Origin of the sequence: Arhodomonas sp. SL1 (assembly GCF_052060015.1) — a bacterium.
Classification (GTDB): Bacteria; Pseudomonadota; Gammaproteobacteria; order Nitrococcales; family Nitrococcaceae; genus Arhodomonas.
The window spans coordinates 66,173-88,956 of sequence record NZ_JBPODZ010000006.1; the positions used below are offsets into that span (position 1 = coordinate 66,173).

Below are 22,784 nucleotides of genomic sequence, written 5' to 3' on the forward strand. Positions count from 1 at the left end.
GTTGAGCCGAGTTCATCCTGCGGGATGCGGCCCTCGAAATGCATTCGGACCGAGGTGAGCAGCCTTGAACGACATGGCCAAGAATCTGATCCTCTGGGTGGTCATCGCCATCGTGCTGATGTCGGTGTTCAGCAACTTCCAGAGCAACAGCGTGACCCCGGGGGAGATCCCGTATTCACAGTTCCTCTCCGAGGTGAAGAACGGGAATATCAGCCAGGTCACCATCAAGGGGCCGGTGATCCGCGGTCAGAAGGACGGTGGCCAGCCGTTCACCACCTATAACCCGGAGACGGACAACAGCCCGCTGGTCGGTACGCTCCTGGATAACGGCGTCACCATCGATGCCGAGCCCGAGGAGGGCCGCAGCATCCTGCTGCAGATCCTGATCTCCTGGTTCCCGTTCCTGCTGCTGATCGGGGTGTGGATCTATTTCATGCGCCAGATGCAGGGTGGTGGCGGCGGCCGTGGGGCCATGTCCTTCGGCAAGAGCCGCGCCCGGATGATGTCCGAGGAGCAGGTCAAGATCACCTTCGCCGACGTCGCCGGCGTGGAGGAGGCCAAGCAGGACGTGGTCGAGCTCGTGGAGTTCCTCCGCGATCCGTCCAAGTTCCAGCGTCTCGGTGGCAAGATCCCCAAGGGCGTGCTCATGGTCGGACCGCCGGGCACGGGCAAGACCCTGCTTGCCAAGGCCATCGCCGGCGAGGCCCGGGTGCCGTTCTTCACCATCTCGGGCTCGGATTTCGTGGAGATGTTCGTCGGCGTAGGTGCCTCCCGGGTGCGTGATATGTTCGCGCAGGCCAAGAAGCACGCGCCGTGCATCATCTTCATCGATGAGCTCGATGCCGTTGGCCGCCAGCGTGGTGCCGGCCTCGGTGGCGGCCATGACGAACGCGAGCAGACGCTGAACCAGATGCTCGTGGAGATGGACGGCTTCGAGGGCAACGAGGGTGTGATCGTCATCGCCGCCACCAACCGCCCGGACGTGCTCGACCCGGCGCTGCTGCGTCCCGGCCGTTTCGACCGTCAGGTGGTGGTGCCGTTGCCGGATGTGCGCGGCCGTGAGCAGATCCTCAAGGTGCACCTGAGCAAGGTCCCGGTGGCCGATGACATCGATGCCCGCGTGATCGCCCGCGGTACACCCGGGTTCTCCGGCGCGGACCTCGCCAACCTGGTCAACGAGGCGTCGCTGTTCGCGGCGCGCCGGAACAAGCGCGTGGTCGACCAGCAGGACTTCGAGGACGCCAAGGACAAGATCATGATGGGCGCCGAGCGCAAGTCCATGGTGATGACCGAGGACGAGAAGCGCCTGACCGCCTACCACGAGTCCGGCCACGCCATCGTGGGACTGCGCTCCCCGGAGCACGACCCGGTGCACAAGGTCACCATCATCCCGCGCGGGCGGGCACTGGGTGTGACCATGTTCCTCCCCGAGGAGGACCGCTACAGTTTCACCAAGCGGCGGCTCAACAGCCAGATCGCGAGCCTGTTCGGCGGGCGGCTCGCCGAGGAGATCATCTTCGGGCCGGACCGGGTCACCACCGGCGCGCAGAACGACATCCAGCGTGCCACCGAGCTCGCCCGCAACATGGTCACCAAGTGGGGGCTGTCCGACCGCATGGGGCCACTGTCCTACGGCGAGGACGAGGGCGAGGTCTTCCTCGGCCACCAGGTGACCCAGCACAAGACGATCTCCGACGAGACGGCCCACGCCATCGACGAGGAGGTGCGCCGAATCATCGAGGAGAACTACCGCTACGCCAAGCAGATCCTCGAGGAGAGCATGGATAAGCTCCACATGATGGCCGAGGCGCTCATGAAGTACGAGACCATCGACCATGAGCAGATCGGGGACATCATGAACGGCCGCCCGCCGCGCCCGCCGGAGGACTCCCAAGGACCGGCCCAGCCGAGCACCGGGGAGGGCGGGGCCGATGAATCCGAGACCGGCAAGGTAGGTGGCCCCGCGAGCGAGCACTGATGCGCCGGCCCCCCCAGCGGGGGCCCGGGGACGCGGATAGGGCCCGTATGACGGATGCGATAATGGACTGCGGCGGGAAACCGCTGGATCTCTCTACGCCTGTGGTGATGGGCGTGCTCAATGTCACCCCCGACTCCTTCTCGGACGGGGGTGATTTCATTGACGCGGATACTGCCCTGGAGCGCGGCCATCGATTGGTGGCCGAGGGGGCCGCGATCGTGGACATCGGGGGGGAGTCCACCCGACCGGGTGCCGAGGGGGTTACCGAGCAAGAGGAGCTCGCACGGGTCCTGCCGGTGCTCGAGGCGCTCGCCGCGGAACTGCCGGTGCCGGTATCGGTGGATACCACCAAGCCCGGGGTGATGCGCGCTGCGGCGCGGGCGGGTGCCGGGATGATCAACGACGTCATGGCGCTTCGCCAACCCGGCGCCCTGGAGGCCGCCGCGGAGACCGGCTTACCGGTCTGTCTGATGCACATGAAGGGCACCCCGCGGAACATGCAGCGCAATCCTCACTATGACGACGTGATCGCGGAGGTGGGCACCTTCCTGGACGAACGGGTGGCCGCCTGTGAGGCGGCGGGCATCCCGCGATCCCGGGTCCTCCTGGATCCGGGGTTCGGCTTCGGTAAGGATATGACCCACAACGCCACGCTGCTGCATCACCTGGACGCGCTGGTCGGCCTCGGCCTGCCGGTGCTCGTGGGGCTGTCGCGTAAGTCCTTTATCGGGCATATCGTGGATCGGCCGCCCAAGGAGCGGGTCAGCGGGAGCCTCGCGGCCCATGTCCTCGCTGTCCGGGCCGGGGCCCGGGTGATCCGCGCCCATGACGTAGCGGCGACCGTGGACGCGCTTCGGGTGGCGGAGTTCGTGATGGGCAACGGGGACATCCCCAGGGAGGGTGGTAATGGCTAGGCGCTATTTCGGCACCGACGGGATCCGCGGGCGGGTGGGTGAGTACCCGATCACAGCGGACTTCATGCTCAAGCTCGGCTGGGCCGCCGGGCGTGTGCTTGCCGGCCGCGGGACCAATAACGTGGTCGTCATCGGCAAGGACACGCGGCTGTCCAACTACATGTTCGAGTCCGCCCTGGAGGCCGGGCTTTCCTCCGCCGGCGTCAACATCCAACTGCTCGGGCCCATGCCTACCCCGGGCATTGCCTACCTCACCCGAACCTTGCAGGCGAATGCCGGCATCGTGATCAGTGCCTCGCACAATCCCCATTACGACAACGGCATCAAGTTCTTCTCCGCCGCCGGGCACAAGCTCGATGACGCCACCGAGACCGCCATCGAGGCCCGGCTGGAGGCACCGCTCGAGACCGTGGCCTCGGAGGGGCTCGGCAAGGCCTACCGGATGGTGGATGCCGCGGGGCGCTACATCGAGTTCTGTAAGCATACCTTGCGGGCCGGCGGTGATCTCTCCGGTCTCCGCCTGGTCGTGGACTGCGCCAATGGCGCCGCCTACCAAGTGGCGCCGGCGGTGTTCCGGGAGCTGGGCGCCGAGGTGCTGGCCATCGGGGCCGAGCCGGATGGGCTCAACATCAATGTCGACTGCGGATCGCTGCACCCTGCGGCGCTGCAGGCGGCGGTGCTGCGAGAGCGGGCGGATGCCGGCATCGCCCTCGACGGCGACGGCGACCGTGTGATCATGGTCGACGAGCACGGGGAGGTGCTCGACGGCGATGACCTGCTCTGGATCATCGCCCGGGAGCGCCACGCCGCGGAAGGCCTGGCCGCTCCGGTGGTGGGCACGTTGATGTCGAATCTCGGGCTGGAGCGCGCCCTGCTCGGGGCGGGTATCGGCTTCGAACGGGTCAAGGTCGGTGACCGCTATGTCCTCGAACGCCTCGTCGAGACCGGGGGGGTCCTCGGCGGCGAGTCCTCCGGCCATATCGTCTGCTTGGATCGCACCAGCACCGGCGATGGCATCGTTTCCGCGCTGCAGGTGCTCGGCTATGCGGTGCAGGCCGGGCGGGGGCTCGCCGAGATACGGCGCGGCATGGAGCGCCTGCCCCAGGAAATGGTCAACGTCCCCGTGGCCGAGCGGCGGGACCCTTGGGAGGTCCCGGCGGTGAACGAGGCAGTGCGCGAGATCGAGGCGGAGCTTGGCGAGGCCGGGCGGGTGCTGCTGCGGCCATCGGGCACCGAGCCCGTGATCCGCGTGATGGTGGAGGCGCGTGACGGGGCCCTGGCGGATCGCGCCGCACGCTGGCTGGCCGAGCGCGTCGGCGCCGCCATGGGCCGAGAGCCCAGTGTCGTGGATTGATTTCCACCGCCCCCGCGGGTACCCTAACGCGCCTTGAGCGGAGACGACGGGGACCCATGCGCCAGCCGCTGGTCATCGGCAACTGGAAGATGAACGGCAGCCTCGCCGAGGCCCGGGCGCTGGCCGTGGCGGTGGCGGACGGCGTCGAAGCCCTTCACGGGGTACGGGTCGGCGTGATGCCACCCATGGTCCACATCCCTGCGGTGGCCGAGGCCCTGGCGGGGACGCAGGTGTCGCTGGGGGCGCAGAACGTCGCGGATGCGGATGCCGGGGCGTATACCGGCGAGGTCAGCGCCGCCATGCTCGCGGAGCTCGGTTGTACGTATGCCCTCGTCGGCCACTCCGAGCGGCGTGGCCACTACAACGAGTCTGACGATCTGGTTGCGGCCCGTTTTGCGGCAGCCGGTGCAGGCGGCGTCACCCCGGTGCTGTGCGTCGGCGAGACCCTGGAGCAGCGGCGGTCCGGGGAAACCGAGGCGGTGATCGCCCGCCAGATCGACGCGGTCGCAGCGCGGCTCGGCGGCGCCGTGATGACGGGCGCAGTGATCGCTTATGAGCCGGTCTGGGCCATCGGCACCGGGGAGTCGGCCGCTCCGGAGCAAATCCGCGCGGTGCATGGTTTCATCCGCCGCCATCTTGGCTCCGCTGCCGCCGCCGTCCTTTACGGCGGGAGCGTCAAGGCCGATAACGCCGCAGCGCTGTTCGCCCTCGAGGAGGTCGACGGCGCGCTAGTGGGGGGCGCATCGTTGCGCCCCGGTGAATTCTTGTCTATATGCCGGGCCGCTGCGGCGTGCCCGGCATCGTGAACTTCGGGGCCAGTTGATGTCCGTTTACAGTATCCTGCTCGCTGTCCATGTCCTTGTCTGCCTGGCGGTGATCGGTGTGGTGCTGCTCCAGCACGGCAAGGGCGCGGACGCCGGCGCGGCGTTCGGCAGTGGTGCTTCGGGGACGGTGTTCGGCTCCCGCGGTGCGGCCTCGTTCCTGAGCAAGGTAACGGCGGTGCTGGCCGCGAGCTTCTTTGGCACCAGCCTGGTGCTGGCGATGATCACCGGCAGCTTCGACGACGTCGGCAGCGTCATGGACGGTGACGGCGGCAGCGTGATCGATGAACGGGTACCGGAGTCCGCCGGTGAGGCCAGCGGCGAGGGCAGCGGGGAGCCGCCGGCCCCGGCACCTTCGGAGTAGGCATTGCCGGTGTGTGGGCGCTTTGCTATAGTGCGCGCTCGCATCGTCAGCGGGATGCACGACAGTCATCGCATGCGGATGTGGTGGAACTGGTAGACACGCTGTCTTGAGGGGGCAGTGGCGAAAGCCGTGCCGGTTCGAGTCCGGCCATCCGCACCATATCCTTTCCGGCGCGGGAACCCCCGCGCTAACTATTTGTTTAATAAAGAAAAATACCGTCCGCGGAAGTTGACACCGGCGTCATCGTTCGCCTAGACTGCCGGCAGTTCATCAGCGCGCCGACCTTCCCTTCGGCGTCCTCCGCAACGGTTGGGCAGTCCATGGTTGAATCGTACCTACCCATCCTGGTGTTTATCTTGATCGCGGTCGGGTTGGGGGTCGCGCTTCCGGCCCTCGGCTTCATCCTCGGTCCCACCCGCCCGGACGACGAGAAGCTCTCCGCCTACGAGTGCGGCTTCGAGGCGTTCGAGGACTCGCGCATGAAGTTCGATGTGCGCTACTACTTGGTCGCCATCCTGTTCATCATCTTCGATTTGGAGATCGCCTTCCTGTTCCCGTGGGCGATCGTTCTCGACAAGGTAGGCCTGTTCGGCTTCGCGGCGATGGCCCTGTTCGTGGGCATCCTGCTGGTCGGTTTCCTCTACGAGTGGAAGAAGGGGGCGCTGGAATGGGAGTAGAAGGCGTTCTCGAGCGGGGGTTCGTCACCACCTCCTCCGACAAGCTCATCAACTGGGCGCGGACCGGCTCGCTGTGGCCCATGACCTTCGGGCTCGCCTGCTGTGCGGTGGAGATGATGCACACCGGTGCGGCGCGCTACGACATGGACCGCTTCGGCGTGATCTTCCGCCCCTCGCCCCGGCAATCGGACGTAATGATCGTCGCCGGCACCCTGGTCAACAAGATGGCGCCGGCGCTGCGCAAGGTCTATGACCAGATGGCCGAGCCGCGCTGGGTCATCTCCATGGGCTCCTGTGCCAACGGTGGCGGTTATTACCACTATTCGTATTCGGTGGTGCGCGGTTGTGACCGCATCGTGCCGGTGGATATCTACGTGCCCGGCTGCCCGCCCACGGCGGAGGCATTGCTCTACGGCATCATCCAGCTACAGAAGAAGATCCACCGCACCAACACCATCGCCCGCTGAGGAGGCTTCCAGTCCATGGCCGTTTACGCGGAAGAGCTAGGCCGGCGCCTGGGGGAGGTGTTCGGCGACCGGGTCGGCAACATCGAGATCGCTCATGGCGAGGTAGACGTCGAGGTGGCCCCCGAGGACTTGTTCGCGGTGATGCGCGAGCTCCGGGACCATGACGGGCTGCGCTTCGAGCAGCTCATCGATATCGCCGGCGTCGACTATGCCGCCTACGGCGAGGACGAGTGGATCACCGAGGAGGCCACCGCGGTGGGCTTCAGCCGCGGCGTCGACGGCTTTACCACCGGCCGGCTCGGGCTCACCGGCATCTATGGCATCCAGGAGATCCGCTCCAACACGGGGCGGCGCTTTGCCGCGGTCTACCAGCTGCTGTCGCTGACCCATAACCATCGGCTGCGGGTGCGCTGTTACGCCGGCGACGACAACTTCCCCGTCCTGGATTCCGTGGTCAGCATCTGGAACGGTGCGGAGTGGTTCGAGCGCGAGGCGTTTGATCTCTACGGCATCGTCTTCGACGGCCACCCGGACCTGCGCCGCATCCTCACGGATTACGGTTTCGTGGGCCATCCCTTCCGCAAGGACTTCCCGCTGATCGGCAATGTGGAGGTGCGCTACGACGAGGAGCGTGGCCGCGTGGTCTACGAGCCGGTCAGCATCGAACCGCGGGTGACGGTGCCGCGGGTGATTCGCGAGGACAACCGCTACACGCGGCCGGCATCCGAGCAGGAGGGTGGCGCCGATGCCTGAGATCAGCAGCTACACCATCAACTTCGGTCCCCAGCACCCGGCCGCCCACGGCGTGCTCCGGTTGGTGCTGGAGCTCGAGGGTGAGACCGTGCGCCGGGCCGATCCCCACGTCGGGCTGCTGCACCGGGCCACCGAGAAGCTAGCCGAGACGAAGCCGTTCAACCACAGCATTGGCTATATGGATCGGCTGGACTACGTGTCCATGATGTGCAATGAGCACGCCTACGTGCTCGCCATCGAGAAGCTCCTCGGCATCGAGCCGCCGATTCGGGCGCAGTACATCCGCACGATGTTCGACGAGATCACCCGCATCCTTAATCACTTGATGTGGATCGGCGCCCATGGCCTGGACGTGGGCGCGATGACCGTCTTCCTCTACGCCTTCCGCGAGCGCGAGGAGCTCATGGACTGCTATGAGGCGGTCAGTGGTGCGCGCATGCACGCGACCTACTATCGTCCCGGAGGGGTCCATCGGGACCTGCCCGGGCAGATGATCCGCTACGAGCCCTCGCCCCACCGCTCCGAGGCGGATCTCAAGCGACTGAACAGTGATCGCCAGGGCTCGATGCTGGACTTCCTGGAGGCCTTCTGCGAGCGCTTCCCGAAGGTGATCGACGAGTTCGAGACCCTGCTTACCGACAACCGCATCTGGAAGCAGCGTCTGGTGGACGTGGCGGTGGTCTCGCCGGAGCGGGCGCTGCAACTCGGCTTCACCGGGCCGATGCTGCGCGGCTCCGGGGTCGAGTGGGATCTCCGCAAGAAGCAGCCCTATGAGGTCTACGACCGGCTGGACTTCGACATCCCCGTGGGGACCAACGGTGACTGCTACGATCGCTACTTGGTGCGCATCGAGGAGATGCGGCAGTCGGTACGTATCATCCAGCAGTGCGCCCAGTGGCTGCAGCGCAATGCCGGTCCCGTGCGCCTGGAGGATCACAAGGTCACTCCGCCCACGCGGGAGCAGATGAAGGACGACATGGAGTCGCTGATCCATCACTTCAAGCTGTTCACCGAGGGCTACAGCGTCCCGGAGGGCGAGGTGTACGCCCCGGTGGAGGCGCCGAAGGGCGAGTTCGGCTGCTATCTGATCTCCGATGGCGCCAACAAGCCCTACCGGGTGAAGCTCCGTGCCCCGGGCTTCCCGCACATGGCCTCCATGGACGAGCTGGCGCGGGGGCACATGATTGCGGACGTGGTCACCATCATGGGGACATTGGATATCGTGTTCGGGGAGATTGACCGGTGAGCGCCGAGCAGTTGGCCGAAAAGCACCTGACCACCCATCAGCGCGAGGAAATCGACCACTGGCTGGGGAAGTTCCCGGACGATGACAAGGGCCGGCGCTCCGCGGTCATTCCGGCATTGCATATCGCCCAGGAGGGCAACGGTGGCTGGCTGTCCCGGGAGCTCATCGACGCGGTGGCCGAGTACCTGGGCCTGCCACCAGTGAAGGTCTATGAGATCGCCACCTTCTATTCGATGTTCGACACCCAGCCGGTGGGCCGGCATAAGGTCAATGTATGCACCAACATCTCGTGCATGCTCTGCGGGGGCGAGGAGATCCTCGCCTATATCGAGGAGAAGCTCGGGATCGGCGTCGGCGAGACCACCAGCGACGGCCGTATCACCCTCAAGCACGAGGATGAATGCCTGGCGGGTTGCACCGGCGCGCCGATGATGCTCGTCGACGAGGCCTATCACACCCACCTGACCCGGGAGAAGGTCGACGAGATCCTGGATAACCTGGAGTAGGTATGGCGAACGAGGTCTGCTACGCAACGCTCCAATTCGACGAGCCGTGGGCCCTGGAGAACTACCGCAGTATCGGTGGCTATCAGGCCCTGGAGCGCGTGCTCGGCGACGGCATGACGCGCGATGAGGTGATCGAGGAGATCAAGAAGTCGTCGCTGCGCGGGCGTGGCGGCGCGGGTTTCCCGGCGGGGATGAAGTGGAGCTTCATGCCCAAGGACGCGCCGGGTCCGAAATACCTGCTCTGTAACTCCGATGAGTCAGAACCGGGCACCAGCAAGGACCGGGACATCCTGCGCTATAACCCCCATGCCCTGATCGAGGGGATGGTGATCGCCGGCTACGCCATGGGCGCCACCCACGGCTATAACTACATGCGCGGCGAATTCATGAAAGAGCCGTTCGAGCGCATGGAGCAGGCCCTGGCGGAGGCCAAGGCGGCGGGCTACGTGGGCGAGGATATCCTGGGCAGCGGCTTCGACTTCCGGCTGGAGAATTATATCGGCGCCGGTGCCTATATCTGCGGCGAGGAATCGGCGTTGATGGAGTCCCTGGAAGGCAAGAAGGGGCAACCGCGCAACAAACCGCCGTTCCCGGCCCAGTTCGGCGTCTACGGCCGACCCACCACCATCAATAACACCGAGACCCTGGCCTCGGTGCCGTCGATCATCCGCAACGGGGCGGACTGGTTCCTGGAGATGGGAATCCCCAACGCCGGGGGCACCAAGATCTTTTCGGTGAGCGGGCACGTGAACCGGCCGGGTAATTTCGAGATCCCGCTGGGCACGCCGTTCAAGGATCTCTTGGAGATGGCCGGCGGCGTGCGGGACGGGCGCGAGCTCAAGGCGGTGATCCCCGGCGGTTCGTCCATGCCCATGCTGCCCGGGGAGATCATGATGGATCTCACCATGGACTATGACGCCATCCAGAAGGCGGGCTCCGGGCTCGGGTCGGGGGCGGTGGTGGTCATGGATGAGACCACGGACATGGTCAAGGCGTTGCTGCGTATCTCCCGGTTTTATTACGCCGAGTCCTGCGGGCAGTGTACCCCGTGCCGGGAGGGTACGGGCTGGATGCACCGCGTGATCAAGCGAATCTACGAGGGCAAGGGGCGCGCCGAGGACCTCGAGATGCTGGAGGCGGCGGCCGGGCAGATCGCCGGGCACACCATCTGCGCCTTCGGTGAGGCGGCGGCCTGGCCAGTGCAGGGGGTGCTCAAGCACTGGCGCCACGAGTTCGAGTACTACATCGAGCACAAGCGCTCCATGGTTGAGGCGGCAGCATGAACGCGAAGGTCGAGCAAGCCAATCCGGACATGGTCACCGTTACCATCGACGGCCGCGAGGTCGAGGCCCCGAAGGGGGCGACGATCATCCAGGTGGCCGACGAGCAGGGCATCGACATCCCGCGTTTCTGCTATCACCGCAAGCTCTCGGCGCCGGCGAACTGCCGGATGTGCCTGGTGGACGTGGAGATGAACGGACGCCCGGCACCGAAGCCGCTGCCCGCCTGCGCCACGGCGGTGGGGGACGGCATGAACGTCTCCACCCAGTCGGAACGCGCGCTCAAGGCCCAGAAGGGGGTGATGGAGTTCCTGCTCATCAACCACCCCCTGGACTGCCCCATCTGCGATCAGGGCGGCGAATGCGAGCTCCAGGACATCTCCATGGGTTACGGCCGCAGCGTCTCGCGCTTTGTGGAGCGCAAGCGCGTGGTCAAGGACGAGGACCTCGGGCCGCTGGTGGCCACGGAGATGACCCGCTGCATCCACTGCACCCGCTGCGTGCGCTTCCTCGACGAGATCGCCGGCACCTCGGAGCTCGGGGGGATGTACCGTGGCGAGCACATGGAGATCGGCACCTGGGTGGGGCTCGGCGTGCACTCGGAGCTCTCCGGTAACATCATCGACCTCTGCCCGGTGGGCGCGCTGACGAACAAGCCCTTCCGCTTCCGCGCACGGGCTTGGGAGATGCTGAGCCACCCCTCGGTGAGCCCGCATGATCCCATTGGCGCGAACGTCAAGCTCCACCACGTCCGTGGGACGATCAAGCGCGTGGTGCCCGCCGATAACGAAGCGGTGAACGAGACCTGGATCGCCGATCGCGATCGATTCAGCTATGAGGGCATCTACAGCGACGACCGCCTCGCTGCGCCGCTGATCAAGATCAACGGGCAGTGGAAGGAGACCGACTGGGAGACCGCCCTCGAGCACACCGTCTCCGGGCTGCGCCATGTGTTGCGTGAGCATGGTCCGGAGGGCCTCGGCGCCCTCGTCTCGCCCAATGCCACCACCGAGGAGATGTACCTGCTCGCGCGTTTGGTGCGGGAGCTAGGCAGCGAGAACATCGATCACCGGTTGCGCCAGGCGGATTGCCGCGACGATGCGCGGGCACCGGCGTGGCCGTATCTGGGCCGCTCGATCGCCTCCATGGCGGAGGTCGACGCCGCCTTGGTGGTGGGTAGCCACCTTCGCTGGGAGGTTCCCCTGCTCAACCATCGCCTGCGCCAGGCGACCTTGCGCGGGGGGGCGATCATGTTCCTCAACCCCCGCTACCATCAGTGGAACTACGCCCCTGCCGCGGAACGGGTCGTCCACCCCGGGGCCATGCCCCGGGAGCTGGCGGCTATCGCCGGCGCGGTGGCCGCCTTGCAGTCCGTGGAGCTGCCGAAGTGGGTGGGCGCCTACGCAGCAGAGCCGGACGACGGTCACCGGGAAGTGGCCCGGCGACTGGTGGAGGCGGACGACGCAGCGATCCTGACGGGGGCCCTGGTGGAAGGGCACCCGGCCGGCGCGGAGCTCCGTGCGCTGGCCGCTTTGGTGGCACGGCTCGCCGGCGCCACCCTGGGTGTGCTGGCCTCCGGCGGCAATAGCGCCGGCGGCTGGATCGCCGGGGCCGTGCCCGCGGCGGGGCGGGGTCTGCCGGCAACGCAGATGCTCGGCAAGGGCCTCCCCGCCTACATCACCCTGGGCGTGGAGCCGGAGCATGACTGCTGGGACGGTGCCGCCGCCGAGTGTGCCCTGGCCGGCGCCGAGCTGGCGGTGGCCCTGAGCCCCTGGTGCTCCGAGCGAATGAAGGCCTGGGCGGACGTGATCCTGCCGGTGGCCACTTTCGGCGAGACGGCGGGCAGCTATGTCAACGCCCACGGTGACTGGCAGACCTTCGCGGGCGTGGGTCGACCGGTGGGGGAGGCGCGGCCCGCCTGGCGGCTGCTGCGGGTGCTGGGTAATCTCCTCGAGCTGGACGGTTACGACTATCAGGCACCGGACGAGATCCATGCCGAGCTGCGCGAGCGCGCCGATGACGCGCTGCCGGACACCCTTGCTTGGGAGGGTGACGTCGGCGACCGGGTGGAGCTCGACGGGCTGGTGCGTGCCGGCGGTATCGCGATCTATGGCGCCGATGCCCTGGTGCGCCGGGGCGAGGCGCTCCAGCACACCGTACAGGCACGGCCGGCGCGCGCGGTCATGGCCCCGGAGACGGGCGCCGCCCAAGGTGTGGCGGACGGTGATTCGGTCCGCCTGCAGGTGGGCGAGGGTGAGCCGCGGCGGATGATCGTGGTCCACGATGACGCGGTGCCGGCGGATACGGTGTGGGTGGACGCCGGGCTGGCGGGCAGCGAGGGCCTCGGGCCGTTGCTCGCCGCGGTGACCCTCCGCGCCGACTGATCGGCACAGATCGCTTCAATCACAAGGCAAAACGGGCATGGCGGAAATTCTCGAGCTTTTGTGGATCCTGGCGAAGATCGTGGTACTGCTGGTACCGCTGCTTCTCGCCGTGGCGTACATGACCTATGCCGAGCGCAAGGTCATAAGCTGGATGCAGCTACGCCGGGGGCCGAATCGGGTGGGTGCCTACGGGTTGCTGCAGCCCATCGCCGACGCCCTGAAGCTGATGCTCAAGGAGATCGTGCTACCGCTGAACGCCAACCGCGGTCTTTTCGTGATCGCGCCGATGCTCTCGATCATGCCCGCGCTCGCCGCCTGGGCGGTGCTCCCGGTGGGCGAGGGCCTGGTGATCGCCGACATCAATGCCGGCCTGCTGTACGTGCTGGCCATGGCATCCCTGGGCGTCTATGGCGTCATCGTCGCCGGCTGGGCGTCCAACTCGAAGTATGCACTGCTTGGCGCGTTGCGCGCCGGTGCCCAGGTGGTCTCCTATGAGATCGCCATGGGCTTCGCCTTGGTGGGCGTGCTGATGGCCGCCGGCAGCCTCAATATCAGCGAGATCGTAGAGGCCCAGGCAGGACCGATCTGGAACTGGTTCTGGTTGCCGCTATTGCCGCTGTTCCTGGTCTACTGGATCTCCGGGGTCGCGGAAACCAACCGCCTGCCCTTCGATGTGGCGGAGGGCGAGTCCGAGATCGTCGCCGGCTTCCACGTCGAGTATTCGGGCATGGCCTTCGCGGTGTTCTTCCTCGCCGAGTACGCCAACATGATCCTGATCTCCGGATTGGCGGCGATCATGTTCCTCGGTGGCTGGTATTCGCCCTTCCATGGGTTGCCGGTGATCGGGCCGATCTTCGATTTGGTACCGGGTATCATCTGGTTCTGCCTCAAGGCGGCGTTCTTCCTGTTCTGCTACATCTGGTTCCGGGGCACCTTTCCCCGGTACCGCTACGACCAGATCATGCGTCTGGGCTGGAAGGTGTTGATCCCGGTGACCGTTGTCTGGTTGGTCGTGGAGTCGGTGTTTATCCTCACCGGCTTCGGTCCCTGGTTTTAGGCCCTGAGTACGGGAGGCTTGCATGCAAGCGATACGCGAGTTCTTCAACAGCTTCCTGTTGGTGGAGCTGGTCAAGGGCCTGCGGCTGACCGGCCGCCATCTGTTTGACGAGAAGTACACGATTGAGTACCCGGAGGAGAAGGCGCCGCAGTCGCCGCGCTTCCGTGGCCGCCACGCCCTGCGCCGCTACCCCAACGGCGAGGAGCGTTGCATTGCCTGCAAGCTCTGCGAGGCGGTGTGCCCGGCGCTTGCGATTACCATCGAGTCCGAGCCCCGCGAGGACGGCACGCGGCGCACGACCCGCTATGACATCGATCTGTTCAAGTGTATCTACTGCGGCTTCTGCGAGGAGTCCTGCCCGGTGGATTCCATCGTGGAGACACGGGTGTACGAGTACCACTTCGAGGAGCGCGGCGAGCAGATCGTGAACAAGCAGCAGCTGCTCGCCTTCGGCGACGAATACGAAGAGCAGCTCGCCCGGGACCGGGCGGCGGATGCCCCGTATCGGTAAGGCGACCGGCCCCACTGGCCAACGAGGAATGAGGCGACGTGATTGAGCTGATCATTTTCTACGTGTTCGCGGCGGTGTTGATCTTCGCCGCCGCCATGGTGATCACCGCGCGCAACCCGGTGCACTCGGCGCTGTTCCTGGTGCTGGCGTTTTTCAACAGCGGGGTGCTCTGGGTGATGGCCCAGGCCGAGTTCCTGGGGATCGCCGTGGTGCTGGTCTACGTCGGGGCGGTCATGGTGCTGTTCCTGTTCGTGGTAATGATGCTCGACATCAACGTCGCACCGCTGCGCGAGGGCTTCGCCCGCTACCTGCCCGTCGGAGCGGCTGTGGGCTTGGCCATGCTGCTGGAGATGCTGCTGGTGATCGGCTCCGGCGAGCTCTCCGCCGTGGGCCTCGCCGGCAGCGGCGGGGAGGGCCTGGGCGGTGTCGGCACCGAGCAGAGCAACACCGCGCTCATCGGCAACGTGCTGTATACGGTCTACGTCTATGCCTTCGAGGTGGCGTCGGTGATCCTGCTGGTCGCGATCATCGCGGCGATCATGTTGACCCTGCGGCGGCGGCCCGGGACCAAGCACCAGGACATCGCCCGGCAGGTGCGTACCCACAAGGCCGAGCGTCTGCGGGTGGTGTCCATGAAATCGGAAAAACGAGAGTAACCGCGGCGTGACGCCGTAAACCCCACGACCGTCGGGACGAAGCATGCTGGAACTGTCGCATTATCTGGTGCTCGGGGCGATCCTGTTCAGCCTCGGTGTGGCGGGGATCTTCCTCAATCGCAAGAACGCGTTGATCCTGCTCATGTCCATCGAGCTGATCCTGCTTGCGGTGAACTTCAATTTCATCGGCTTCTCGAGCGCCTTCGGGGACATCCACGGGCAGGTCTTCGTGTTCTTCATCCTCACCGTGGCGGCCGCGGAGTCGGCCATCGGGCTGGCCATCCTGGTGGTGCTTTTCCGCAATCGCGGCACCATCAATGTCGGCGATCTTGACAGTATGAAGGGCTGATCGAATGGAGACGGTATATCTAGCCATCGTTCTGGCACCGCTGATCGGGGCGGCGATCGCGGGGCTGTTCGGGCGACGCCTCGGCCGGGTGGGCGCCCACCGCGTCGCCATCACCGCGGTGGCCCTCTCCTGTGTGCTGTCGTTCGCGACCTTCTTCGGCCTGCTCCTCGGCTGGGTGCAGCCGTTCAATGACGCCGTGTACACGTGGGCCGCCGTCGGCGGGCTGAGCATTGAGGTCGGGTTCCTGGTGGACCGGCTGACCGCGCTGATGATGGTGGTGGTCACCTTCGTGTCGCTGATGGTGCATATCTACACCATCGGTTACATGGCGGATGACGAGCACAACTGGCCTTCCGGTAGTGGCGCCGGCGCCGCCAGCTATCAGCGCTTTTTCAGCTACATCAACCTGTTCACCTTCTCCATGCTGATGCTGGTGATGGCGAACAACTTCATGCAGCTGTTCTTCGGCTGGGAGGCGGTGGGCCTGGTCTCCTACCTCCTGATCGGCTTCTGGCTCAACCGTCCCACCGCCGTGTTCGCCAACCTCAAGGCGTTCCTGGTCAACCGCGTGGGTGATTTCGGCTTCCTCCTGGGGATCGCCGCGGTGTTCCTGTACTACGGCAGTCTGGATTACGTGGAGGTCTTCGCCGCCGCCGCGGAGCAGGCGGATGCGGCGGTGACACTGTTCGGTGCTGAGGCACTGGCGGCCACCGTGGTTGCGGTGCTCCTGTTCATCGGCGCCATGGGCAAGTCCGCCCAGGTGCCGCTGCACGTGTGGCTTCCCGATTCCATGGAGGGCCCGACCCCGATCTCGGCGCTGATCCACGCCGCTACCATGGTCACAGCCGGCATCTTCATGGTGGCGCGGATGTCGCCCATCTACGAGCTCTCGGAGGCCGCGCTCTCCCTCGTCCTCGTCCTCGGCGCGGTTACCGCCCTGTTCATGGGCCTGGTCGGGCTGGTGCAGAACGACATAAAGCGGGTGATCGCGTACTCGACGCTATCGCAGCTCGGCTACATGTTCGTCGGCCTCGGCGCGTCGGCCTATGCCGCGGGGATCTTCCATCTCACCACCCACGCCTTCTTCAAGGCGCTGCTGTTCCTCGGTGCCGGCTCGGTGATCATTGCCCTGCACCACAAGCAGGACATGCGCGAGATGGGGGGATTGCGGCGCTATATGCCGGTGACCTACTGGACGATGTTGCTGGGTACCCTGGCGCTGATCGGCACGCCGTTCTTCTCCGGCTACTATTCGAAGGACGCCATCATCGAAGCGGTGCATCTGGCGGCGGGCGAGGGTCGTGTCGGCGCCGGCTTCGCATACTGGTGTGTGCTCCTCGGCGTCTTCGTCACGGCACTGTATTCATTCCGACTGTTTTTCCTGGTCTTCCATGGCCGTGAGCGAATGGACGAGCATACCCGCGCGCATGTGCAGGAGTCCCCGCGGGTGGTGACGGTGCCCCTGGTCCTGTTGGCGATCCCGTCGGTGCTGCTCGGGTTGTTTACCACCGGTGCGGTGTTGTTCGGCGGTTATTTCGGGGATGCCATTTACGTGGCCCCGGCGAACGATGTGCTCGCCCATATGGGCCAGGAGCTGTGGCACGGTCCACTGGCGTTCGGCATCCACGCCCTGGTCAATCCGGCGTTCTGGCTGACGGTGGCCGGTGTGCTCGTGGCCTGGTTCCTGTATATCCGGCGCCCCGACCTCATGCCCGGGATCGCCGCCCGTCTGGCCCCGGCGCGCTGGGTGCTGGAACACAAATACGGATTTGACGCTCTGTGGATCGACGGATTCGGTGGCGCCGGCCGTGGCCTCGGCCAGGCCCTGTGGCGCGGCGGTGACGTCGGCGTCATCGACGGCGTCGTGGTCAACGGCAGCGCGCGCCTGATCGGCCGGGTGGCGGCGGCAATCCGGGGCCTCCAGTCCGGTTATCTCTACCACTACGCCTTCGCGATGATCATCGGCCTGCTGATCCTGCTGACCTGGCTGGTGGGCAGCTGGCGGGGCTGGTTCGCCTGACGCCTGCGCGGCGGGCGGGGCGCCGCGGCGCATCTCGATACAACGACGGCAAGGAACGAGCGAATGTTTCAAGGTTGGCCTGTGCTTAGCCTCCTGATCTGGATACCCATCCTCGGCGGGATCGCGGTGCTGATGACGGGGGAGCGTGCGCCCGAGCTTACGCGCCGGCTCGCGCTCGGGATAAGCGTCGTGGTCTTCCTGCTGAGCCTCACCCTGTGGACGGGGTTCGAGACGGGCACGGCGGCGATGCAGTTCGTCGAACGCGCGCCCTGGATCGCGACCTTCGGCATCGAGTACTACCTCGGTATCGACGGGATCTCCATGCCGCTGATCCTGCTCACCACCTTCTCCATGGTGCTGGTGGTGGTCGCCGGCTGGGAGGTGATCCGCTACAAGCCGCAGCAATACCTCAGTGCCTTCCTGGTGATGGAGGGCGTCATGGTCGGGGTGTTCAGCGCCCTGGACGCGGTGCTCTTCTATGTGTTCTGGGAGGCCATGCTCATCCCCATGTTCCTCATCATCGGGATCTGGGGCGGGCCCAACCGAATCTACGCCACGCTGAAGTTCTTCCTGTACACCTTCCTCGGCTCGGTGTTGATGCTGGTGGCGCTGCTGTATCTGCGCTACCAGGCAGACAGCTTCGCTATCCTGGATTTCCACGGCCTGCCGCTGGCCCCGGAGATCCAGGTGCTGATCTTCCTTGCCTTCCTGGCTGCCTTCGCGGTGAAGGTGCCGATGTGGCCGGTGCATACCTGGTTGCCCGATGCCCACGTCGAGGCGCCCACCGGGGGCTCCGTGATCCTCGCGGCGATCATGCTCAAGATCGGCGGCTACGGTTTCCTGCGCTTCAGCCTCCCGATCACGCCGATGGCGAGCGTGCAGCTGGACTGGCTGATGATCGCGCTGTCGCTGATCGCGGTGGTCTATATCGGCCTGGTGGCCATCGCGCAGCAGGACATGAAGAAGCTCATCGCCTATTCCTCCATTGCCCACATGGGCTTTGTGACCCTCGGCTTCTTCGTGATCTTCCGCATCGCCGCCAATGCCGGTGCCGACGCCCCGGGGGTGTTGCTGTCGCTGGAGGGCGCGGCGGTGCAAATGATCTCCCACGGCTTTGTCTCGGCGGCGCTGTTCCTGTGCGTCGGCGTGCTCTACGACCGTATGCATAGCCGGCTGATCAGCGACTACGGTGGCGTGGCCAACCGCATGCCGGTGTTCGCGGGCTTTTTCGTCCTCTTCGCCATGGCCAATGCCGGCCTGCCGGGCACTTCGGGGTTTGTCGGTGAGTTCATGGTGATCCTGGCGGCCTTCCAGGCGGACTTCTGGTTCGCCTTCCTGGCCGCGACCACCCTCGTCCTGGCAGCGGCCTATACCCTGTGGATGATCAAGCGCGTGGTCTACGGCGAGGTGGCCAGCGAGGGCGTGGCCGCGCTGTCGGACATCAACCGGCGGGAGTTCTTCGTTCTCGGCGTGCTTGCGCTGGTGGTCCTGGGGCTCGGTGTCTGGCCGCAGCCGCTGGTGGAGGTCATGGAGCCGTCGCTGGCGGCGGTTGCCGATCAAGTTATGGCGGCGCGGTAGTGGTCCGCGGGGAAAGCGGGACGCATCCAGAGGAACAGGGTCGAGGTCAAATATGTCGTTTGTGATGCCGAATTTCGCGCTGGCGATCCCGGAGATCTGGCTGCTGGCGATGATCTGCCTGGTGCTGGTGGTGGATCTGTTCTCGCCGGGCCGGGAGAGCGCCGCCGCCTTCTATCTCAGTCAGGTGGCCCTGTTGGGCGCGATGTGGCTAGCCATCCAGGCGCAGTGGGGCCTGGACGTGGTGGACTTCAACGGCACCTATGTCGCGGACAGCCTGGCGGCCGTGCTGAAGGTGAGCATCGCCGGCTTCGCGTTCCTCGCCTATGCCTACAGTCGCGATTACCTGCGCCAGCGCAATCTCCTGCGCGGCGAGTTCTATCTGATCGGGCTGTTCGCGGTGCTCGGCGGGTTCGTGATGTCCTCGGCGGCCAACATGCTGACCCTGTATCTGGGCCTGGAGCTGATGTCGCTGTCGCTGTATGCGATGGTGGCCTTTGACCGGGACAGCCGGATCGCCTCCGAGGCGGCGATGAAGTACTTCGTCCTCGGGGCGCTGTCCTCGGGGATGCTGCTCTACGGGATGTCCATGATCTACGGTGGCGCCGGCAGCCTCGAGCTCTCGGCCATCGCGGAGGCCGCGGCGGCGGCCGGCTCGGGGGATATCCTGCTGGCCTTCGGGTTGACCTTCGCGTTGGTGGGCGTGGCCTTCAAGTTCGGCGCGGTGCCTTTCCACATGTGGGTCCCGGACGTTTACCAGGGCGCGGCCACGCCGACCACGTTGTTCATCGGCACCGTCTCCAAGGTGGCGGCGGTGCCGCTGTTCCTGCGCCTGATTGGTGAGGGGCTCGGGGCACTGCACGGCGATTGGCACGTGATGGCGATGATCATCGCCGTCGCGTCCCTGGTGATCGGTTCGCTGTTCGCCCTGGTGCAGGATAATTTCAAGCGCCTGCTGGGCTATTCCACCATCGCGCATATCGGCTTCCTGTTCCTCGGCTTCATCGCCGGCACCGACGAGGGCTATTCGGCGGCACTCTTCTACGCCATCAGCTACTCGCTCATGGCCGCCGCGGCGTTCGGCATGATCGTGGTGCTCTCCCGCCGTGGCCACGAGGCCGATGCCATCGATGACCTTCGCGGGTTGAACGAACGCAGTACCGGCATGGCGCTGGTGATGTTGGTGGTGATGTTCTCCATGACCGGGGTGCCCGGGACCGTGGGCTTCTACGCCAAGTACGCGGTGCTGAAAGCGGTGATCGATGCCGGCCACGTCTGGCTTGCGGTGGTCGCCGTGCTGTTCGCGGTGATCAGTGCGTTCTACTACCTGCGGGTGCTCAAGGCGGTCTACTTCGATCGGCTGGAGGGGAACACGGAGGCGATACCGGCCTCCGCCACGGTGCGCTGGGTCTGCGGGCTCAACGGCTTGGCGGTGCTGGCCCTGGGGATCTTCCCGGGTTGGCTGTTCGCGGTCTGCCGTACCGCCCTCGGTGGCTAAAGGGGGGTTGCATCGGGGGCCGGAGTCGGTATCATTACGGGCTCCCAGCGGGGCCGCGCAGTCGGCCGGCAGCCTCACAAGGGCTTGCAGGAAACGGTCCCGCCCGCCTATAATGGCGTTTGTCAGATGCGGGGTGGAGCAGTCTGGCAGCTCGTCGGGCTCATAACCCGAAGGTCGCAGGTTCAAATCCTGCCCCCGCTACCAGGCATCTTCGAAAAGGCCGCTTGCGGCCTTTTTTTGTAGGTGGCCCCCGTAAGAGGGCTGTCGCATGGCGGATTTTCGAAGAATGGGCCGGTAGGGGCCCATTTTTTGTTTGTGGAGACGAAACGGCGGCGATGGCAGCGACGGAGCAACTGATCGGGATCCTCGCCCCGGTGGTGGAGTCGATGGGCTACGAGTTCGTCGGTGTGGAGTTCCAGGGCAGCGGCCGGGGGGCGGTGCTGCGGATCTACATCGACGCCGCCGACGGCGTCGGCCTGGAGGACTGCGAGGCGGTCAGTCATCAGGTCAGCGGTGTCCTCGACGTCGAGGATCCCATCCCCGGGGAATATAACCTGGAGATCTCGTCACCGGGGCTGGATCGCCCCATCTTCAAGGTGGCGGACTACGAGCGGTTTGTCGGCGAACGGGTCCGTCTCCGGGTGCGCGGCCGCCACGAGGGCCGGCGCAAGTTCCGGGGCTGGTTGCGCGGTCTGCGTGACGACTGCGTCGTGGTCGATGAAAACGGCGAGGAGGCATTGGTGCCCCTCGAGGTGATTGAGCGCGCCAATCTCGAGCTGGAGCCCGAGGGCCGGTGAGCTGGAGTAATCGATGAGCAAAGAAATCCTGTTGGTTGTCGACGCGATCTCTAATGAGAAGGGGGTCGACAAGGGGGTCATCTTCGAGGCGATCGAAGCGGCGCTGGCCTCGGCGACGCGCAAGCGCCACGGCGGCGAATGGGACGTGCGCGTCAGCGTCGACCGCAACACCGGCGAGTACAGCGCCTATCGGCGCTGGCTGGTGGTGCCGGACGAGGATTCCGTGGAGGAGCCGGAACGGGAGCTGACCCTGGAGCAGGCTCGTGAGCGTGAGCCGCAGGTGGAGCCGGGCGCGTATATCGAGGAGCCGATGGAGGCCGAGGAGTTCGGGCGCATCGCGGCACAGACGGCCAAGCAGGTGATCGTGCAGAAGGTGCGCGAGGCCGAGCGGGCCAAGGTCGTGGAGGCCTACCGGGAGCGCCAGGGCGAGCTGATCACCGGCATCGTAAAGCGCGTGGAGCGCGGCAACGTCTTCCTCGATCTCGGCGGCAACGCCGAGGCGTTCATCCCCCGCGAGGAAATGATCCCGCGGGAGGCGGTACGTCCCGGCGACCGGCTGCGCGGCTATCTCCGCGAGGTCAGCGAGGAGGGCCGCGGTCCGCAGTTGTTCGTGTCGCGGACGGCCCCGGAGTTCCTTCTCGAGCTCTTCCGGCTCGAGGTTCCCGAGATCGGCCAGGATTTGCTCGCCCTGCGCGGTGCCGCCCGGGACCCGGGGGCGCGGGCCAAGATCGCGGTGCAGGCACTGGACCCGCGGATCGATCCGGTGGGTGCCTGTGTCGGCATGCGTGGCTCCCGGGTTCAGGCGGTCTCCAACGAGCTCGCCGGCGAGCGGGTGGACATCATCCTCTGGGACGAAAACCCCGCACAGTTTGTGATCAACGCCATGGCGCCGGCGGAGGTCGAGTCCATCGTTGTCGACGAGGACCGCCACAGCATGGATATCGCCGTGGGCGAGGATCAGCTCTCCCAGGCCATCGGCCGGGGCGGGCAGAATGTACGGTTGGCCAGTCAGCTTACCGGCTGGGAGCTCAACGTGATGACGGCCGACGAGGCGCGGGAGAAGAGCGAGCAGGAGACCGCGGAGCTGCTGCAGATGTTCGTCGATGAGTTGAACGTCGACGAGGAGGTGGCGGCGGTATTGGTCGAGGAGGGCTTCTCCAGCCTGGAGGAGGTGGCCTATGTGCCGGCCACCGAGCTGCTCGAGATCGAGGGCTTTGACGAGGAAGTCGTGGAGGCCCTGCGCGGGCGGGCCCGCGAGGTGCTCGCCGAGCGCGAGGCGCAGGAGGGGACCCCCGGGACGGCGATCCCCGCCGAGGATCTCCTCGGCATGGACGGAATGGACGAGACGCTGGCCGAGGCGCTTGCGCGCCACGGCATCGCGACGATGGACGACCTGGCCGAGCAGTCCGTCGACGACCTGCTAGAGGTCGAGGGCATTGACCGGGAGCGTGCCGCGGCGCTGATCATGAAGGCGCGCGAGCCCTGGTTCGCCGAGCACGAGGGTGACGAGGCCTGAGGGTGCAGTACACGGCGTGCAGGTGGCGAACGCCCCAAGGGGGCGGACGGGGCGCTCGGCA

At 66.1% G+C, this 22,784-nt stretch carries 21 protein-coding genes and 2 tRNA genes; all 23 read left to right on the forward strand.

Annotated features, from left to right (window positions below; all coding sequences use genetic code 11):
- Positions 1-73 precede the first annotated feature (73 nt).
- On the forward strand, positions 74-1,978 hold the full coding sequence (gene ftsH, locus ACQ754_RS10165) for an ATP-dependent zinc metalloprotease FtsH (protein ID WP_440996916.1): 1,905 nt from the start codon (positions 74-76) through the stop codon (positions 1,976-1,978).
- 47 nt (positions 1,979-2,025) lie between these two features.
- A complete protein-coding gene (folP, locus tag ACQ754_RS10170; protein WP_440996917.1) occupies positions 2,026-2,892 on the forward strand; it encodes a dihydropteroate synthase in 867 nt (288 codons plus the stop codon).
- Entirely contained in the window at positions 2,885-4,246 is a 1,362-nt protein-coding gene (glmM, locus tag ACQ754_RS10175; protein WP_440996918.1) for a phosphoglucosamine mutase, read from the forward strand. The genes folP and glmM overlap by 8 nt, the downstream gene beginning before the upstream one ends.
- Positions 4,247-4,302: 56 nt before the next feature.
- Positions 4,303-5,052, forward strand: a complete 750-nt coding sequence (gene tpiA, locus ACQ754_RS10180; RefSeq protein WP_440996919.1) for a triose-phosphate isomerase — start codon at positions 4,303-4,305, stop codon at positions 5,050-5,052.
- Between the two features lie 16 nt (positions 5,053-5,068).
- Positions 5,069-5,431 (forward strand): preprotein translocase subunit SecG, encoded by a 363-nt coding sequence (gene secG / locus ACQ754_RS10185; protein ID WP_440996920.1) that lies wholly within the window; start codon positions 5,069-5,071, stop codon positions 5,429-5,431.
- Between the two features lie 74 nt (positions 5,432-5,505).
- Positions 5,506-5,590, forward strand: a tRNA-Leu gene (locus tag ACQ754_RS10190).
- 161 nt (positions 5,591-5,751) lie between these two features.
- Positions 5,752-6,108: an NADH-quinone oxidoreductase subunit A gene (locus tag ACQ754_RS10195; RefSeq protein WP_440996921.1), complete on the forward strand. Its 357-nt coding sequence runs from the start codon at positions 5,752-5,754 to the stop codon at positions 6,106-6,108.
- On the forward strand, positions 6,099-6,575 hold the full coding sequence (locus tag ACQ754_RS10200) for a NuoB/complex I 20 kDa subunit family protein (protein ID WP_440996922.1): 477 nt from the start codon (positions 6,099-6,101) through the stop codon (positions 6,573-6,575). Before ACQ754_RS10195 ends, ACQ754_RS10200 begins: the two co-directional genes overlap by 10 nt.
- 15 nt (positions 6,576-6,590) lie before the next feature.
- Positions 6,591-7,328 carry an NADH-quinone oxidoreductase subunit C gene (locus ACQ754_RS10205; RefSeq protein ID WP_440996923.1) on the forward strand — a complete coding sequence of 246 codons (738 nt, stop codon included), beginning with the start codon at positions 6,591-6,593 and terminating at the stop codon, positions 7,326-7,328.
- Positions 7,321-8,574, forward strand: coding sequence for an NADH-quinone oxidoreductase subunit D (locus ACQ754_RS10210; RefSeq protein WP_440996924.1), 1,254 nt, complete (start codon positions 7,321-7,323; stop codon positions 8,572-8,574). The genes ACQ754_RS10205 and ACQ754_RS10210 overlap by 8 nt, the downstream gene beginning before the upstream one ends.
- The gene (gene nuoE, locus ACQ754_RS10215; protein WP_440996925.1) at positions 8,571-9,080 is read left to right on the forward strand and encodes an NADH-quinone oxidoreductase subunit NuoE; all 510 of its coding nucleotides are present in this window, start codon (positions 8,571-8,573) and stop codon (positions 9,078-9,080) included. Before ACQ754_RS10210 ends, nuoE begins: the two co-directional genes overlap by 4 nt.
- Before the next feature lie 2 nt (positions 9,081-9,082).
- On the forward strand, positions 9,083-10,363 hold the full coding sequence (gene nuoF, locus ACQ754_RS10220; protein ID WP_440996926.1) for an NADH-quinone oxidoreductase subunit NuoF: 1,281 nt from the start codon (positions 9,083-9,085) through the stop codon (positions 10,361-10,363).
- Complete coding sequence (gene nuoG / locus ACQ754_RS10225; protein WP_440996927.1) at positions 10,360-12,744, forward strand: NADH-quinone oxidoreductase subunit NuoG; 2,385 nt, start codon at positions 10,360-10,362, stop codon at positions 12,742-12,744. The genes nuoF and nuoG overlap by 4 nt, the downstream gene beginning before the upstream one ends.
- A gap of 37 nt (positions 12,745-12,781) precedes the next feature.
- Positions 12,782-13,801 (forward strand): NADH-quinone oxidoreductase subunit NuoH, encoded by a 1,020-nt coding sequence (nuoH, locus tag ACQ754_RS10230; RefSeq protein WP_440996928.1) that lies wholly within the window; start codon positions 12,782-12,784, stop codon positions 13,799-13,801.
- Positions 13,802-13,823: 22 nt separating this feature from the next.
- The gene (gene nuoI, locus ACQ754_RS10235; protein ID WP_440996929.1) at positions 13,824-14,312 is read left to right on the forward strand and encodes an NADH-quinone oxidoreductase subunit NuoI; all 489 of its coding nucleotides are present in this window, start codon (positions 13,824-13,826) and stop codon (positions 14,310-14,312) included.
- A 41-nt stretch (positions 14,313-14,353) separates the two neighbouring features.
- Complete coding sequence (locus ACQ754_RS10240) at positions 14,354-14,968, forward strand: NADH-quinone oxidoreductase subunit J (RefSeq protein WP_440997069.1); 615 nt, start codon at positions 14,354-14,356, stop codon at positions 14,966-14,968.
- 43 nt (positions 14,969-15,011) lie between these two features.
- Positions 15,012-15,317, forward strand: a complete 306-nt coding sequence (gene nuoK / locus ACQ754_RS10245) for an NADH-quinone oxidoreductase subunit NuoK (RefSeq protein WP_440996930.1) — start codon at positions 15,012-15,014, stop codon at positions 15,315-15,317.
- Positions 15,318-15,321: 4 nt separating this feature from the next.
- Complete coding sequence (gene nuoL / locus ACQ754_RS10250; protein ID WP_440996931.1) at positions 15,322-17,337, forward strand: NADH-quinone oxidoreductase subunit L; 2,016 nt, start codon at positions 15,322-15,324, stop codon at positions 17,335-17,337.
- A gap of 63 nt (positions 17,338-17,400) precedes the next feature.
- A complete protein-coding gene (locus tag ACQ754_RS10255) occupies positions 17,401-18,915 on the forward strand; it encodes an NADH-quinone oxidoreductase subunit M (protein ID WP_440996932.1) in 1,515 nt (504 codons plus the stop codon).
- 52 nt (positions 18,916-18,967) lie between these two features.
- Positions 18,968-20,410, forward strand: a complete 1,443-nt coding sequence (gene nuoN, locus ACQ754_RS10260; protein WP_440996933.1) for an NADH-quinone oxidoreductase subunit NuoN — start codon at positions 18,968-18,970, stop codon at positions 20,408-20,410.
- A 127-nt stretch (positions 20,411-20,537) separates the two neighbouring features.
- A tRNA-Met gene (locus ACQ754_RS10265) sits at positions 20,538-20,614 on the forward strand.
- A 131-nt stretch (positions 20,615-20,745) separates the two neighbouring features.
- Positions 20,746-21,207, forward strand: coding sequence for a ribosome maturation factor RimP (gene rimP / locus ACQ754_RS10270; RefSeq protein ID WP_440996934.1), 462 nt, complete (start codon positions 20,746-20,748; stop codon positions 21,205-21,207).
- Positions 21,208-21,220: 13 nt separating this feature from the next.
- Positions 21,221-22,723 carry a transcription termination factor NusA gene (nusA, locus tag ACQ754_RS10275; RefSeq protein ID WP_440996935.1) on the forward strand — a complete coding sequence of 501 codons (1,503 nt, stop codon included), beginning with the start codon at positions 21,221-21,223 and terminating at the stop codon, positions 22,721-22,723.
- Positions 22,724-22,784: the final 61 nt, after the last annotated feature.